This window comes from Legionella sp. PATHC035 (genome assembly GCF_026191115.1).
GTDB lineage: Bacteria > Pseudomonadota > Gammaproteobacteria > Legionellales > Legionellaceae > Legionella.
The window spans coordinates 95,227-109,348 of record NZ_JAPHOT010000001.1 but is presented as its reverse complement, the minus strand read 5'-3'; the positions used below and the strand labels follow the sequence as shown (position 1 = coordinate 109,348).

Genomic DNA, 14,122 nt, shown 5'->3' with positions numbered 1-14,122 from the left:
ATCTGTTTCATTGTTTTTATCAAATGATGTAGCCTGATACGCGGTATGTTCTATCATAACTCGGTGCTTACTCAGTCGGAATACGGGAGAAGCTTTTTCATTCGCATCTCCCATGTTTAAAGGCAGCATCTCTAGTCAATTGAAACGAAATCTATTTCTTTTATATACATTGCAGACCTTGTACTGTCTCAATCAATTTTTCTCTATCTGATCTTTAATACCAATATAGACCGCACATTCTTCTTGTTCCATATACACTTCAAAATCAGTCTCATAAGCTCTAGCAACAGTAGATTGAGTATCAAAATAGTGCCAAATTGCTTGCCAGATTTCGATGATCGCTTTGGGCATCGGGCCAGAGTTTTTAAAAATAAGATAATTACCTTTTTTGATGCTGATCTTATCAAAATGATTGATTTGTGGATCAGGTGTCGCGACTCCGGCCGTGACCGTATAAAATCCATTATGATCTGACTCATACGCGGAATATACTCCATAAATCGGTGAGCCTGATTTTATTGATAGTGGTGAGGCATAAAATTTTTGCCAAAGCTTTGATAGCTTTGCTGTTTCAGCATTAAACTCATCGACATTCTGAGTGCGTACACTCAGTCCCGTCACGGTGAATGCTTCAACTTTAATTGGTTGTGGTTTAATGTGGATCATCTCATTCTCTCTTTTAGTGGATTATAGCCATTGAGCCTGCATGGCATTAGCAATAATTGACTTATCGTGGTCACTAATTGGAATTAGTCCAAACCGCAATGAATAACCCCAGTTTTTATTGTTTCTCGTGAAATCAAGATCAAAAAGCAAAGGAGCAATAGGAGTCTCAAGTGCCTTGGCCCAATCTACATCCCGTCGAAAAGGATGAAAATCGTCAGCCATCTCCACTTGATACGGCTCACCAGCCTTCACAATTCCTATCGCGGTAAATGATTGCAGCTTATCTTTTGCTCTAAAAATACGCGTTGGTGAATAGTAAATGACAAAGTCATTGGATTGAATTCGTTTTAAAGGAGCAAGCCTACCATGGCAGACCTGCATTATTCCCATTTGCTTGCCCAAACGCACATGCTCTGCCGAAGCAACAGCCAACCAGCATTTTCTCATGATTCTTTACCAGACGATCAAAGTAATTAAGAGTATAATCTACCTGAGTGACACTTTGTGTCAGTAGAAAACGGGTTTACCCTTTATTAATATCCTCGATAAATTTCACTGAGTCTAATGTAAGCTCAAATGAATCTAAATCCAAATCCTCCCTCATGTGCAGTGGATTACTTGTCCCGGTTAATGGCAGCATGCCTATTTGCAATGCAAAACGGAATATAATTTGTGGTATTGTCTTCTTATATTGTTTCGCAAGCGCATGCATCCGATCCGAAAGCAAATAAGATTGGTTTGCAGTAAGTAATGAAAATCCTTGATAGATCATTCCATTTTTTTGACAAAATTCGCGAATTGATAAATCCCATTGATTGCTAGCAAAACAACGATTCTGTACCAATGAGGGTTTCACAGTAGCAATACGATACAGGGTTTGTAACTGTTCTAGAGTTACATTGGAAATGCCAAGCAATCTGATTTTTCCTTCATTATACAAATCCTCCATTGCAGCCCAAATATCTAAATCATCTTGAACAAGTCCAGAGCGAAAAGTAGGTCCATGAAGAATATAGGAGTCAAGGTACTCTGTTTGTAAGTGATTTAGAGAACTTAAAAATGAGTGCCGCACCTGATTTTGAGTTGAATCTGTTTCATCGTAGGGCTTGCGATGATCCTGCCCAAGGGCTGGTGTAAATTTTGTTTGTAAAAATAAATCACTACGACTTTTTCCCGTGGCGTGTAAAAATTGTTGAATTCCATGCCCAACACCTTCCTCAAAGTAATGCATGCGTTGATTTGCAGTATCAATTCCAACAAAGCCGTTTTTTAAAGCCTGAAAAGTTAATTCTTGAGTACGTTCCTCTTTCCAGGCGGTACCGTACATAAAGGCTGGAATATCAATCCGATCCAGTCTGTGTGTAAATTGTTCAAGCATAAGATAAACCCTTAAGTGTATGATTATAAATTGCTTTATAGTATCGTTTAAAAAATAAATCAATTAGTGCATCAATTGTTACAATTCAGCCTTATTGTTACAAAAAACAGTGCATTGTTTTTTAATAGTCCTGATGAGCCTCATGTCATCCGGAGCGATGAACACTTGATACATAGGCCTTGCAAGAAATTGATGCTATCCTTAATGGTTTGGTTCCAGAACCTCTTGATCCTGAATTTATGACGCCACCGAAAGAAAATGAGTTGATAAAGTCTGCTGTATAATGTACTGAATCCTAGCATCCTTTTGTCATCATCCGTGGGATTTAGGAGGACACGAAACACCCGTGCTTGTCATTTTTAAGGTAAGCTTTTTCCATTTTTTTAAAAGCGTTTGGCGACGCTCCGGATAACCTGTATCCATTAGACTGATTTCAACAATACGATCAGTTCGAAAATGACGGAAGTCTTGTCTGAGCTCGCACCAAGCAATAAGAATACGAACTTGGTCAAAAAAACCTAATGCTAATGGCCAAATCGTTCTTTGTGAAGCGGTTTCATTGACATCTTGGTAACTTAATTGAAGCTTCCTTTCCAATCGCATTGCTTTTCTGATTAAAATTAAATCAGAGTCTTTACTTGACGTAACCTGCCCTGGGGCAATAAGTAGCCCTGGAAATTCCAGGTGTTCGCTTAATTCATTTGGAAGTACTGCTGCTATTTTCGCCAAAGCGTTTTGTGCAGCAAATTTAAGCTGGGTATCTGCTCGGTCAACTACCCAACGCGAACCCAGTACGATTGCTTCGATTTCATCTGCAGAAAACATAAGCGGCGGCAGAGTAAATCCTGGACGTAACACGTATCCCACGCCTGACTCTCCTTCGATTGGAGCCCCTTGCCCTTTAAGCATGGCAATATCTCTATATAAAGTACGAAGGCTAACTCCTAACTCTTGTGCCAGGGTTATGCCGCTTACAGGAAACCGGTGACGTCTTAATATCTGAATCAAGTCCAACAATCGCTCAGTTCGTGACATAATCAATAAAATCTGCATAAAAATTTACTGTTATATTATTCAAGTTGGATTTTAAATGCCAACAATTTAAAACACCGTTTCATTAATGCAAATAACGTCACCTAACCCACAAAAACCAATACTTAGTCTTTATGTGCAATTAATAATCTCTTAATACTTGTTTGATAAAATTACGAACTACATGTTCGAATGATATCCATATAGTTGAGGTTAATAATGGGTAAAGATGCTGTTCCGCAAGATATAAGACAAAATGAAATAAATTATATTTGTAAGGTGTTAAATCACAATCGCATCACTACCACCCAGGATTTAATCGCTCATTTCGACAAACTCATCAAACAAATTCGTTTAAATCCGCAAATTTTCAAAGAAGAATTTACTTCAGAGCAATGTTTTCAAATATTAAAAAAAGCAATAGCAACCTACTGTGACGTATATGCATATAAAATAACATTAAAAGAAGAGCTGATGGACAAGCTTGTTTTGGCTAGAAAGAAAAAAATCACTGTGGAAACAACCACTGACTCAGTTGAGGATGATTTGACAAAAGTTACAAAAGGATATGATCGACTTGAAGTAGTCCATCAGAAATTAAAGGAAATGAATCAAGAAATCTTACGTGTAATGAAAGATAAAGAATTCGCTATCGTTCCGCAAGTCATTATAGGTTCAGGTGATACTGGAACAACACTTTGGCTTGAGAAATTCAAAGCACATCATGGAACCTACCAGGCCCAATTAGCAAAGGGAGAACTTCCTTCCGTTCTGATGATCGGCGAACATTCAGGAAGTTGGAAACATGATTATACCCTTGCACAACCTCACAGTATTCTTGAGCGCACAACAGCCAAAGAAAATCCATCAATATATTTACCATCAGATTATTATCGAAAAAATCCTCATGCCAATGGTCGACACGTCTATCAGGCGAATCAAGCGACCCTTGGTTCAACTGAGGCGCCATTATTGCGTGCTACTGTATTGATGATTGAAAAAAGAAATAACCATATGACGGATTGGAAAGTCCCAGATCAAAAATATCGGTTAGTAGTAAAAACACCGGACGGAGTAATAAATATCTATACCAATCAATTAAATATATGTACTGGTCTTGGTCCTGCACGAAACTTACTTGCAGGCAGCTTACTAAGACAGGATGAATTCGAGATCCTTAACCAAATTGATCCTCGCAAAGGGTTTACACCAGTCGTAGATGGCAATCAATTCATTTTATCGGATACAGAAGAACACGGAAAAGAACCAAGAAAAATTGTGATTTATGGAGGTGGTGGAACTGCTGCTGCATGTTATAGAAAAGGTTTTTTTGGTCATGATATACGTACCGAGGCTATGGTCTTCGATAAAACCAATCAAAAGAACTCTGTTATTTGGATAGCAAAGCAATTTGAGAAAGCAGGCACCGGCAAGCTTGCTACTACGGCCCTATCCACTGCAAAATCACGTGGCGAATTAATGGAAGCTGAGTTAATTAAAATTGAACCAAAGCCTAACGGCAAACTATTCTTAGTGTTTAAAAAAAATGACCCCAAAGTGCCCACATTTGATATTGAATGTGACCAATTGATCTACTCCGTCGGACAAGATGACAAAGTTACAAGAACCATTTGCCAGGAAGTTGAAACTGATTTATCACTCAATTATGACAAAAATGGCATGGTACTTAATGTAAGTTCAGCAGATAAAGATGTAATGTTCTTCGGTGCAGCAGCAATGGCTGTTCGAGAAAAAGAATATATGCATGCCACCTGGAAATGGCTCCATTCAGAAAATATTGGTGGTGACGTAGGTCCCGGCTCAATGCCACCTACCAGAGCACAAATTAAGTGTTATAATTTTTGGAGCGGTATGAATCCAACAAGCATCAATGCGAACATCGATAGCCATCAACTCATTATAAACTATCTTGCAAAGGCTGGAATTGATGAAACTGTTGTTGCGCATTTTGTGGAAGACTTATTACAAGCAAGAAAATCAAGTACCTGTGGCGCATCCCATTCAATAATTCTCGATCTTTTGAGGAAACACAAACTGGACCGTATGATTGAAATTAAAGGACATGCGCATTTGGTTTTGAAGACGATGGACGGTAACCCTAAAGCAGGCAAACATGACACGGGTAAATCCACATCACAACTCTTATCTTGGCTGGGAACTCAACGAGAAACAGAAGATGCAAGTATCTTTATTTCTTCAGCTACGGCTGCAAAAACCTCTAAAGATACTGTGGAAAAAGAAGAATACAATGTACAATTAATTACTGAGATTAGATCATAAGAATCTTCTTGTTTTCTTATTTGTAAAAAAATTCCAGTAATTTACTATCAGTACCTAGTCATTTAAATTGGATGTAAGCATGAAACTAACTAAGTTTCTTGAGTTAAACGATCGAGAAAAAGACCAGCAAATCAAAATTTTGAGCTTAAAAAAGAGCTTGAATCCTGTTTTTTTTTATCGAGTGATTAAAAATCTCGATCATGACTTACTGTTCAAGCTTGCAATGATCAATCCAGAAATCGATAAAATCTGTAAATCACCCGAATTAAAATCACACTGGGAAGATTTATGGCGTCTTTGCGGCGTAAACCCTAAAGAAAGAGCGGAACAAAATGGTTTACCAGTTCATGAATATCAACCAATGTGTACCGTTGCCTCATGTTTTGATCTATTAAAAGGGTTGTATCTCTATGAGATTTATAGAAATACTTTTAAGGATAAAGAACACACTGATGAATTTTATAGGGATGCCGAAGAGTTTTTAGCAGCATCAGGTCTCTATGGGTGTTTTTTTGCCTTAAATGCCTTATGCCAGGGTGGATTAGATTTATTAAAACAGGAGTTCAATGAAGACATTGCTAGAAAAGTAATCCTCTATGCTCAAGTCGCTGCAAAATATTACTTATCTGCGGGTTATTTACTCTTAGGAAATACTTATCAAGAGCTACTTAACTACGAAAATCAACCCAGCCTAGTTGGACTGAATTTACGTCATCTATCATTTAAAGCAATAAGTGTTGCTGAAAGATTGGAATCTTATTCACATCCAATGATCAATAATGCGTATCAAGGAAAATCCTTATCAGAAGCCAGTAATGGACAAATAACTAATTTTTCACAAGCATTACTCCGATCACAAAAATATTTACAATTGTCACCACTAGAATTAGAAACTGCTACCAATGAAGCAAAAACTGAGGCTGCGTTAATTCAAAAGACTTATGATCTTGAAATAACATCAGATGATGAAGCCGAAATGTCATCAGCACCACCACCTGCAAGATTTACCACATAAATTAGACCTTATTCACGGTAAGCCTAGTTACGAACACTCCTCCTCTTTGCCTCGCATGGCAAGTATCTCCCCCCGTTAGCATCTCTCGCTGCTCTTGAGATGACGCAGGTCATTTCTTCAACTCAACTGCCTATTTCATTATGGATTTCTTCTAAAATAATTTGCGTACTGAGCATAATATTTTGAATTTCTTGAGTCACTTCCTCTTGTCGTAATAAGTTAATGCTATGCGTAAGACAAGTCACTTTTTTTTGTAACCGCTCTAGTGCGCTATCTAAGTGATTTGCACGATTATAGTTTTCAGCAAAAAACGATTGATAAAAAAGTGAATACAACATAAAGAAAACGTACTGATTCATCAATTCAATCATGAATTGTTGGTCAGATAAATTGAGCTGAGGTGAAATCTTAAAATCAGATTTTTTTATATTCTTAAATTCCGTAAAAGGCTGTTTAACGGTGGCCTCTACCCTGGTTTTAATTTTTTTATTAAAAATTATATTCCAGGTACTGAGCTTGAACTCAGTAAAAACCAAAGTTAAGGCATTGATTACATTTAAAATAATATTTGAAATTTCATCTACGGTATTTGGACCTGCTATAACTTGGATTACTCGTTGGTCATCCATCATTTTAGCAGCCAATTTTTGTCCAACTATGATAATTTTTGGATTCTTTATTGAATGATGAACTAAATGTGTCTCCAAATAACGTATAAGATTATCATTGAAACTACCACAAAATCCTCGTTCTGCCCCTATAAGGATATATACATTGGACTCAACAACTTCCATCTGAGCGAGTAATTGCGGATAACTTGATAAAAAATCAATACCTATCTGTTGAATCATTGCATTCATTTTTTCTTGAGTCGCAAGACATTTAGTCACCCTATTCATCTCAATGAATGAAAGATTTCTCATGGCAGTCATCATGGTACCAATTTTATCTAGAGTTTGCAGGTGCGCTTTAAAGCGCGCTTTTTTTGTCATGTTTGGGTCAACCAGTTAAAAACTTTATTTTTCCATTGTTCTCTGGGGCTATCTAATGTCAAATCACAGTGAGACACCTGTTGTTCAATCTTGTTTAAATATTTTGTTAGTTCATCAGGTTTTATTTCATTAAAAAAACCCTCGTTATATCCAATAAGCCAAGCAAGCTGAAACTCAATAGGGAGTGGGGACAATTGATTTTGTTTTAAAATTTCACGCAATATCCGTCCACGCTGGACCTGAAGTTCCATCGCTTCATCGAGTTTAGATCCAAAGCGGGTAAACACCTCCAAATCAATAAATTGCATATAATCGAGTTTGATTTTACTCGCTTCCCGTTTGATTTGTGGATGTTGCGCTCTACCCCCTATACGTGAGACAGAACGTGTAATATCTATTGCCGGTAAGAATCCACCTGAAAAAAGCTGTTCATTAAAAAATAATTGTCCATCAGTAATTGAAATCAAATTGGTTGGAATATACGTAGCAATCTCCCCTTCCTTGGTTTCGATGATGGGGAAAGCGGTCATGGTGCCCCCACCCAGTTCAGGAGAAAGACAGCTCGAACGTTCTAGTAATCGTGCATGTAGGTGAAAAATATCTGCTGGAAATGCCTCTCTTCCAGGAGGTTGTCTCAATAAGAGCGAAAGCTCACGATAACTATTCGCATGGGCGCTCAAATCATCATAAATAATTAAGGTATCATAACCGGTCTTCATCCAATATTCGGCAATAGCGCAACCACTGAAGGGGGCGAGATAATGCAAACCAGGTAATGCAGACGCCTCAGCAACAACAACGGTTGTATATTCTAGTGCTTGTGTATCCTTGAGCAACTGAATAGTGGTAAGAACAGTTGATCTTTTTTGTCCAATTAAGACATAAATACAACGTACATTTTTATTTTTTTGATTAATAACGATATCCAGCGCTAACGAACTTTTACCTAGTCCATTATCACCAATAATTAATTCTCGCTGTCCTTTACCAATGGGAATTAAGTTGTCAATTATCTTGTTACCCGTATAAAGTGGCTGATTAATAAAATCACGATGTGTAATTGGTGGTGAAAGAACATCAAGCAAACCATACTCGAGACACTGAGGTGCTTCATAACCATCAAGGGGTTGTACCAGTGGATCAATGACTCGTCCTAAAAGACGATCGCCAACCGGAATACTTAGTGAGCGACTGTAATGAAAAACTCGCATCGATGCTTTAATTACATCCGATTGCTCCAACAAAATAGCACCAATCAGATGCTCCGTTAGATGGAAAACCATGGCCCTACTTCCGTCTTCGACAATCAAAATTTCATCAATTGCCGCAGAGGGTAACCCTTGTATCCAGATAATTCCATCGCCAACAGAACTAATGGAGCCAAACTCTTGCATTCGTACCTTAAAAGCATAGGACTCCACCTTCTTCTGCTGTATTCTCAAACTGTGTGGTGTTCCTTCGGCTCTAAGATGAGCGTGAGCCAAGATAGGTCTCCCCTGTTTAGCTTTTTTCATTTTCAGTTTCCGCAAAAAAGGCTAATTCATCACGCAAGTTGGCTTGTAAAAAAAAATGACCTATTTTAATGTTTAATCCTGCAAGCAGCTCCGGATTTTGTTTAAATACTAACACCGTGGGCACAACAAATTTACTGTGGATAGTATGAGCTATCGTGTTTTTCTGCTGTTCCTCTAAGGAAAACGCGCTCTCAATGATAATCTCTTTATTTTCATTTAAACCCTGCTGTAATAAGGTTGTTTTCTCCTCTGACAAAGAGGACAACTCAGTAATCGTTTTATCAATGCATATTTTTTCAAGATGAATATCAGCAAAATTCAGCAAAAATTTTGTGGAAAACTTGCTGGCGTTAATTAGCGCTTCATGCGCATTCTGATTGATTATGGAGGACAATTTTTGCTTTTCTTGCTCTATCATTTTTTCTTTTTCTTGAGCCAAGTTTTTTTTAAAGGCCTCTTGCTGACTTATTTTCCAATCTTCCAGTGAGCGTTCAACTTTTTTCCTTTCCTGTTCTTTTTCCAGGTCCCAAATTTGCAAACGATTTGTATACTGTTCTTGTAATTTATTGGCTTCATCATACATTGCCTGTGCTTTATCAAGATCATTTTGCACTGCCAGCTTGCGCTTTAAAATAACTTGCTGAACTGGTCTGTAGAAAAAAAACTTTAAAATCCATACAAGAACAATAAAGTTAATCAACTCCAGAATAAAGCTTGACCAGGAAAATTCCATTTTCCAATCCTCTTTAATGATTGACTAAATAAGCCAATAAGGGATTTCTGAATAAAATAATCAATACTATCACCAAACAATAGATTGCTAAGGATTCAATCATTGCTAAACCAATAAATAGAGTGCGTGTTATTGATTTTTCTGCTTCGGGTTGCCTGGCGATTGCATCCAGTGCTTTACTAATTGCTCGCCCCATTGCAATGGCGGGTAACATAGTTCCTAAGGCAATAGCCAAACCAGCCACAACCGTGGACACCAAGGTAAACCAACTCATGTTATCCATGAAGATACTCCTTTTCTCTTCGTATTACCTGTGATTGAATCCCGCTCGCAATATAAATTAATGCAAGCATTCCAAAAATATACGCTTGGATAACCGCTTCTAATAAATGCAGCATTAAAATAGGGACAGGAGCCAATAATCCTGCAACCATAAGTACAATCATAGCAGTTAACTGCAGACTCATCATATTACCAAATAATCGTACTGCTAATGCCAATGTTCGTGATAGCTCACTAATTAAATGAAAAGGCAGTAACAAAGGACTGGGTAAAATATAATGCCGTAAATAATTTTTAATTCCTTCAACACGGATACCAAACCAATGAACGGAAAAAAAAGTTACGATAGCAAGACTTGATGTAACTGATAAGTCTGCTGTAGGAGAACTCAAACCAGGAATTACTCCAATTAGGTTGGACAACCCAATAAAAAGCCATAGAGTAGCAACAAAAGGAAATATTAGTTCAACATGCTCAGGCAATACCTCATTTACTGCATCATACATTGCCAAATAAATCCCTTCAGTAACCACTTGATATGAGCTTGGCCTTTCTTTTAATTTTCGCCCAGATAACCAAGCCCATATCAATAAAATTAAAATAAGTAACCAACTGGTTAATATACTTTGAGTCAACATTAATCGGCTCTCCATTTCATGATGTCTCCTTCGGTACAACCCTACGGTATCCCATAAGTAACTTCCCCTCTCACCGTGGGTAGAGGGTGCCCGTAGGGCGGATGAGAGCATTAATTTTAACTAATGAACCCTCCCCCTACCCCTCTATCACAAGGCGCAGAGGGGATTCATCGGCGCATAAAACAGCTTATTATTTATCCCTTATAAATAAATATACATTAAGCGCCCCTACAAAAACGCCAATAAGAATCAAATTAATTGTCCATGCAATAGAATAACCATGCAATTTATTATCCAGCCATACGCCCAAATATGCGCCTATAATTATGGGTAGAATAAATAGTATTCCTAACGTCCCTAAAAAAATGGTTTGCGCCAAAATTGTAGGGGATTCTTTTTTTGACTTTTCTATTTTAACAACGGATTTCTCTACGTTGCTTCTGAGTTTGTTCTGAGAGTTCTTAGAGGTCATGCCAATCCTTGTTCTTTAATTCTAATAAGCTCTTTACCATTTCATAATCCAATCGATGAATGCTTTCTTTAATAGCTATTAACTTTTTTTCTTCCCTTTGCAGCTGTTGATCTATAGCAAACAAAATATCCTGACAGCTTGGGGAACGAATGTAATGTCTTGTTAAAATATGAAGATCGTTATCAATAAAATAGAGCAAACCACTGGGTATTGCTAAATATTCCGTTTTACCCTCTTCATAACGAAATCGGGCTAATCCGTAATTTAAGCAAGTCATCATTCGCGTATGATGGGCTAATAAGCCAAACTGTCCTGAATCATCCTCACCAATAAAACTCACTACCCCGTTAACTTGTTCCTCTTGTAGGGCACTATGTAAATGCAGCGTAAATGTTGCCATTTAATCAACTCCAGATAAGGAGCCTTTCATATAACATTGCTCTTCAGTCAAATAATCAAACTTACCGTTTAAAAATGCCTCACAATCCAGTAATGTTTTTTCCAGTGGTACGGATACCCCTTGAATGTCCGTTCTTTCGACCATACCGTGAAATGGTTGCGTGAGATAACGTTGTAATTTGCGAGCCCTTAAAACAATTTTCTGATCCTCTGAGGACAATTCATCGATTCCTATCATAGAAATAATATCTTCTAACTCACGATAATGTGACAGATGCTCCCTTACTGCCTGTGCGATTGAATAATGGCGCTGCCCTAATACAGCAATATTCATAAATTTACTTTTAGATAGCAAAGGATCAATCGCAGGATATATGCCTTTTCCAGCTTGTGAACGGGTTAAGACCACCATTGAATCCAAATGGGTAATAATTCCTGCAACTGCTGGATCGCTCATATCATCAGCAGGGACATAAACCGCTTGAACAGAAGTGACTGCGCCCTGAGAAGAAGAGCTAATACGTTCTTCGATTTCTGCTATTTCAGTCATTAAAGTTGGTTGATAGCCTACATTAGCCGACATTCTTCCTAGCAACCCTGATATTTCGCTCCCAGCCTGGACAAATCGATAAATATTATCAATCAAAAACAAGACATCACGTTGTAATGTATCTCGTAAATATTCTGCATTAGTGAGTGCGGACAAACCCACTCGAAATCGAACACATGGAGATTCATCCATTTGCCCAAATACCATTAACGTATTATCCATTAAACCTGCTGCTTGCATTTCACGCCATAATTCATGGCCCTCGCGTACCCGCTCTCCAATCCCTGCAAAAACAGAAGCTCCGCGATGAATTTTGATAATCGCATGCATAAACTCCATCAAAAGTACCGTCTTGCCAACTCCTGCACCACCAAATAATCCCACCTTTCCTCCCTGGACTACAGGGCAAAGCAAGTCAATTACTTTTATTCCGGTTTCTAAAATTGTTTGAGGTGTTGTTATGCCTTCAATGGGTGGTGATTTTGATAAAATGGGACGCGATTCGCATGTGGGTATTAGGTCAAATCCATCTAAAGGGTTACCAAACACATCAAGAAGTCTACCTAATGAATGGATAGAAACCGGGACTTCAAGTGGGACTCCCAGGTCAAATACATCCAAGCCTCGTTGTAGCCCTGAAGTTCGATGTAATGCAATAGCCATCACATGCTCATGATCGATATGTTTATGAACTTCCAAAATATAAGTATCATCCTTTCGAATTATTTTAAGTGCTTGATGCAATGGGGGTAAAACCTCACAAGCAATGGTTACAACAGAACCATGAATTTGTACGGTTTTACCAATCAGACGTCCTTTATCATCCCTGGATAAAGACATAAATGAGTCTCTTAAAATTTAAAATATTTCTTTTAAATTATGGTACAAATCTGAAATTTATAAATCCTTATTCTGTAGAAATTACTCAAAATAACGAATATGCTAATGAAATTTAAGTAAAAATATCCCTTGCTGGAGTCGGTTTTAAGGGAGAAGGATGTTTCCAAAATGAAAGATGGATTGATACGGATTGCTCTGAAGCTTTTAGTAAATGACAAGGGGAAATTTTTTACTTTAATTGTAGGGATTACGTTTGCTGTCTTTCTCATGATGCAAATGACTTCTGTATTTTCTGGGATTATGCAGAGAACCTCTGCAACCATTCTTAATATAGGCTCTTCTGTTTGGGTCATGGATCCCTCAGTCAAAATTCAAACGGATAATATCCCTATGCCAAATTATGTTCTTGATGTAGTGAGAAGTATTAAAGGAGTAAAATATGCTGCTCCGCTCTACTCAGGACAAGGCCTTGTTAAATTAAGAACGGGAACATACCAAGCAACTACGATAATTGGTTTGGATGATTCAACATTGCTTGGCAGACCTAAACTTATTGATGGCAATATTAATGCCATTTTTAGTAATGATGCTTATATTGCAATCAAAGACACTGAATATTACAAATTAGATAGTCCCCAAATAGGTACAACGTTTGAAGTCAATGACCATAGAGCGATTGTCATTGCATTGGGTAAGGCCTTAGTTAATGGGTTATTTGGTACACCCACATTATATACTACTTACTCCCGAGCTATTTCAGATTTACCAACCACTCGTTTCACTATTTCCTACATTCTTTTGGAGCCCAAATCGCCTCAAGATATTCCTTACATTCAAGAGCAGGTAAAAAAATTGGGGTATTCTGCAGTCACTCGCCAGGAATTTGTGAAGAAGAATAAAAACTATTATTTATATGAAACGGGTTTAGGAACTAATTTGCTGATCATGACGTTAATCAGTTTCATTGTGGGTTTATCCATAGCCGGTCAAACTTTTTACACCTTTGTTCTGGAAAATATTGAGGAGTACGGCGCTTTAAAAGCGATTGGAGCAAAAAAAAATGAAATGATCAAAATGATCTTTTTCCAATCAGGAATTATAGGGTTTCTAGGATACGGGTTTGGTGTACTGTTATCTTCCGTGTTAATTGCATTAGCAAAGCTTAGGCTATCTAACTATGCCTCACTAGTGACCTATCCGAGTTTAGTTTTCTCTTTTTTTATGGTCATTGTTATCATTGCTTTTTCAAGCTACTTAGGAATAAGAAAAGTAACTCGTATTGATCCATTTGATATTTTTCGAGGTTAGGG

General features: G+C 37.7%; 15 protein-coding genes. 3 read left to right on the top strand and 12 right to left on the bottom strand.

The window, feature by feature from the left end:
• Nucleotides 1-192 precede the first annotated feature (192 nt).
• From OQJ13_RS00525 to OQJ13_RS00510, 4 genes are all read right to left on the bottom strand, one after another.
• Nucleotides 193-666, bottom strand: coding sequence for a GyrI-like domain-containing protein (locus OQJ13_RS00525; RefSeq protein WP_265708405.1), 474 nt, complete (start codon nucleotides 664-666; stop codon nucleotides 193-195).
• Nucleotides 667-687: 21 nt separating this feature from the next.
• Nucleotides 688-1,113: an EVE domain-containing protein gene (locus OQJ13_RS00520; RefSeq protein ID WP_265708403.1), complete on the bottom strand. Its 426-nt coding sequence runs from the start codon at nucleotides 1,111-1,113 to the stop codon at nucleotides 688-690.
• Nucleotides 1,114-1,189: 76 nt separating this feature from the next.
• Nucleotides 1,190-2,044 carry an aldo/keto reductase family protein gene (locus OQJ13_RS00515; RefSeq protein WP_265708402.1) on the bottom strand — a complete coding sequence of 285 codons (855 nt, stop codon included), beginning with the start codon at nucleotides 2,042-2,044 and terminating at the stop codon, nucleotides 1,190-1,192.
• A gap of 312 nt (nucleotides 2,045-2,356) precedes the next feature.
• Nucleotides 2,357-3,079 (bottom strand): YafY family protein, encoded by a 723-nt coding sequence (locus OQJ13_RS00510; protein ID WP_322783749.1) that lies wholly within the window; start codon nucleotides 3,077-3,079, stop codon nucleotides 2,357-2,359.
• Nucleotides 3,080-3,295: 216 nt separating this feature from the next.
• On the opposite strand from OQJ13_RS00510, the gene OQJ13_RS00505 reads away from it, so the two are divergent.
• The gene (locus tag OQJ13_RS00505) at nucleotides 3,296-5,377 is read left to right on the top strand and encodes a hypothetical protein (protein WP_265708399.1); all 2,082 of its coding nucleotides are present in this window, start codon (nucleotides 3,296-3,298) and stop codon (nucleotides 5,375-5,377) included.
• 79 nt (nucleotides 5,378-5,456) lie between these two features.
• Entirely contained in the window at nucleotides 5,457-6,392 is a 936-nt protein-coding gene (locus tag OQJ13_RS00500) for a DUF5630 domain-containing protein (protein WP_265708398.1), read from the top strand.
• A 122-nt stretch (nucleotides 6,393-6,514) separates the two neighbouring features.
• On the opposite strand, the gene OQJ13_RS00495 is transcribed toward OQJ13_RS00500, so the two are convergent.
• From OQJ13_RS00495 to atpD, 8 genes are all read right to left on the bottom strand, one after another.
• Nucleotides 6,515-7,384, bottom strand: a complete 870-nt coding sequence (locus OQJ13_RS00495) for a F0F1 ATP synthase subunit gamma (RefSeq protein WP_265708396.1) — start codon at nucleotides 7,382-7,384, stop codon at nucleotides 6,515-6,517.
• Nucleotides 7,381-8,898 (bottom strand): F0F1 ATP synthase subunit alpha, encoded by a 1,518-nt coding sequence (locus tag OQJ13_RS00490; RefSeq protein WP_265708395.1) that lies wholly within the window; start codon nucleotides 8,896-8,898, stop codon nucleotides 7,381-7,383. Before OQJ13_RS00490 ends, OQJ13_RS00495 begins: the two co-directional genes overlap by 4 nt.
• On the bottom strand, nucleotides 8,885-9,631 hold the full coding sequence (locus OQJ13_RS00485; protein ID WP_265708394.1) for a F0F1 ATP synthase subunit delta: 747 nt from the start codon (nucleotides 9,629-9,631) through the stop codon (nucleotides 8,885-8,887). Before OQJ13_RS00485 ends, OQJ13_RS00490 begins: the two co-directional genes overlap by 14 nt.
• Nucleotides 9,632-9,644: 13 nt before the next feature.
• Entirely contained in the window at nucleotides 9,645-9,914 is a 270-nt protein-coding gene (locus OQJ13_RS00480) for a F0F1 ATP synthase subunit C (RefSeq protein ID WP_028380582.1), read from the bottom strand.
• Nucleotides 9,907-10,551 (bottom strand): F0F1 ATP synthase subunit A, encoded by a 645-nt coding sequence (locus OQJ13_RS00475; RefSeq protein WP_265708393.1) that lies wholly within the window; start codon nucleotides 10,549-10,551, stop codon nucleotides 9,907-9,909. Before OQJ13_RS00475 ends, OQJ13_RS00480 begins: the two co-directional genes overlap by 8 nt.
• A gap of 190 nt (nucleotides 10,552-10,741) precedes the next feature.
• Nucleotides 10,742-11,023, bottom strand: coding sequence for an AtpZ/AtpI family protein (locus OQJ13_RS00470; RefSeq protein ID WP_265708392.1), 282 nt, complete (start codon nucleotides 11,021-11,023; stop codon nucleotides 10,742-10,744).
• Nucleotides 11,013-11,423 carry a F0F1 ATP synthase subunit epsilon gene (locus OQJ13_RS00465; protein WP_265708391.1) on the bottom strand — a complete coding sequence of 137 codons (411 nt, stop codon included), beginning with the start codon at nucleotides 11,421-11,423 and terminating at the stop codon, nucleotides 11,013-11,015. Before OQJ13_RS00465 ends, OQJ13_RS00470 begins: the two co-directional genes overlap by 11 nt.
• Nucleotides 11,424-12,812: a F0F1 ATP synthase subunit beta gene (atpD, locus tag OQJ13_RS00460; protein WP_265708389.1), complete on the bottom strand. Its 1,389-nt coding sequence runs from the start codon at nucleotides 12,810-12,812 to the stop codon at nucleotides 11,424-11,426.
• A 168-nt stretch (nucleotides 12,813-12,980) separates the two neighbouring features.
• Between atpD and OQJ13_RS00455 the strand changes: the two genes are divergently transcribed.
• The gene (locus OQJ13_RS00455; RefSeq protein WP_058387672.1) at nucleotides 12,981-14,120 is read left to right on the top strand and encodes an ABC transporter permease; all 1,140 of its coding nucleotides are present in this window, start codon (nucleotides 12,981-12,983) and stop codon (nucleotides 14,118-14,120) included.
• The last annotated feature ends 2 nt before the right edge of the window (nucleotides 14,121-14,122 follow it).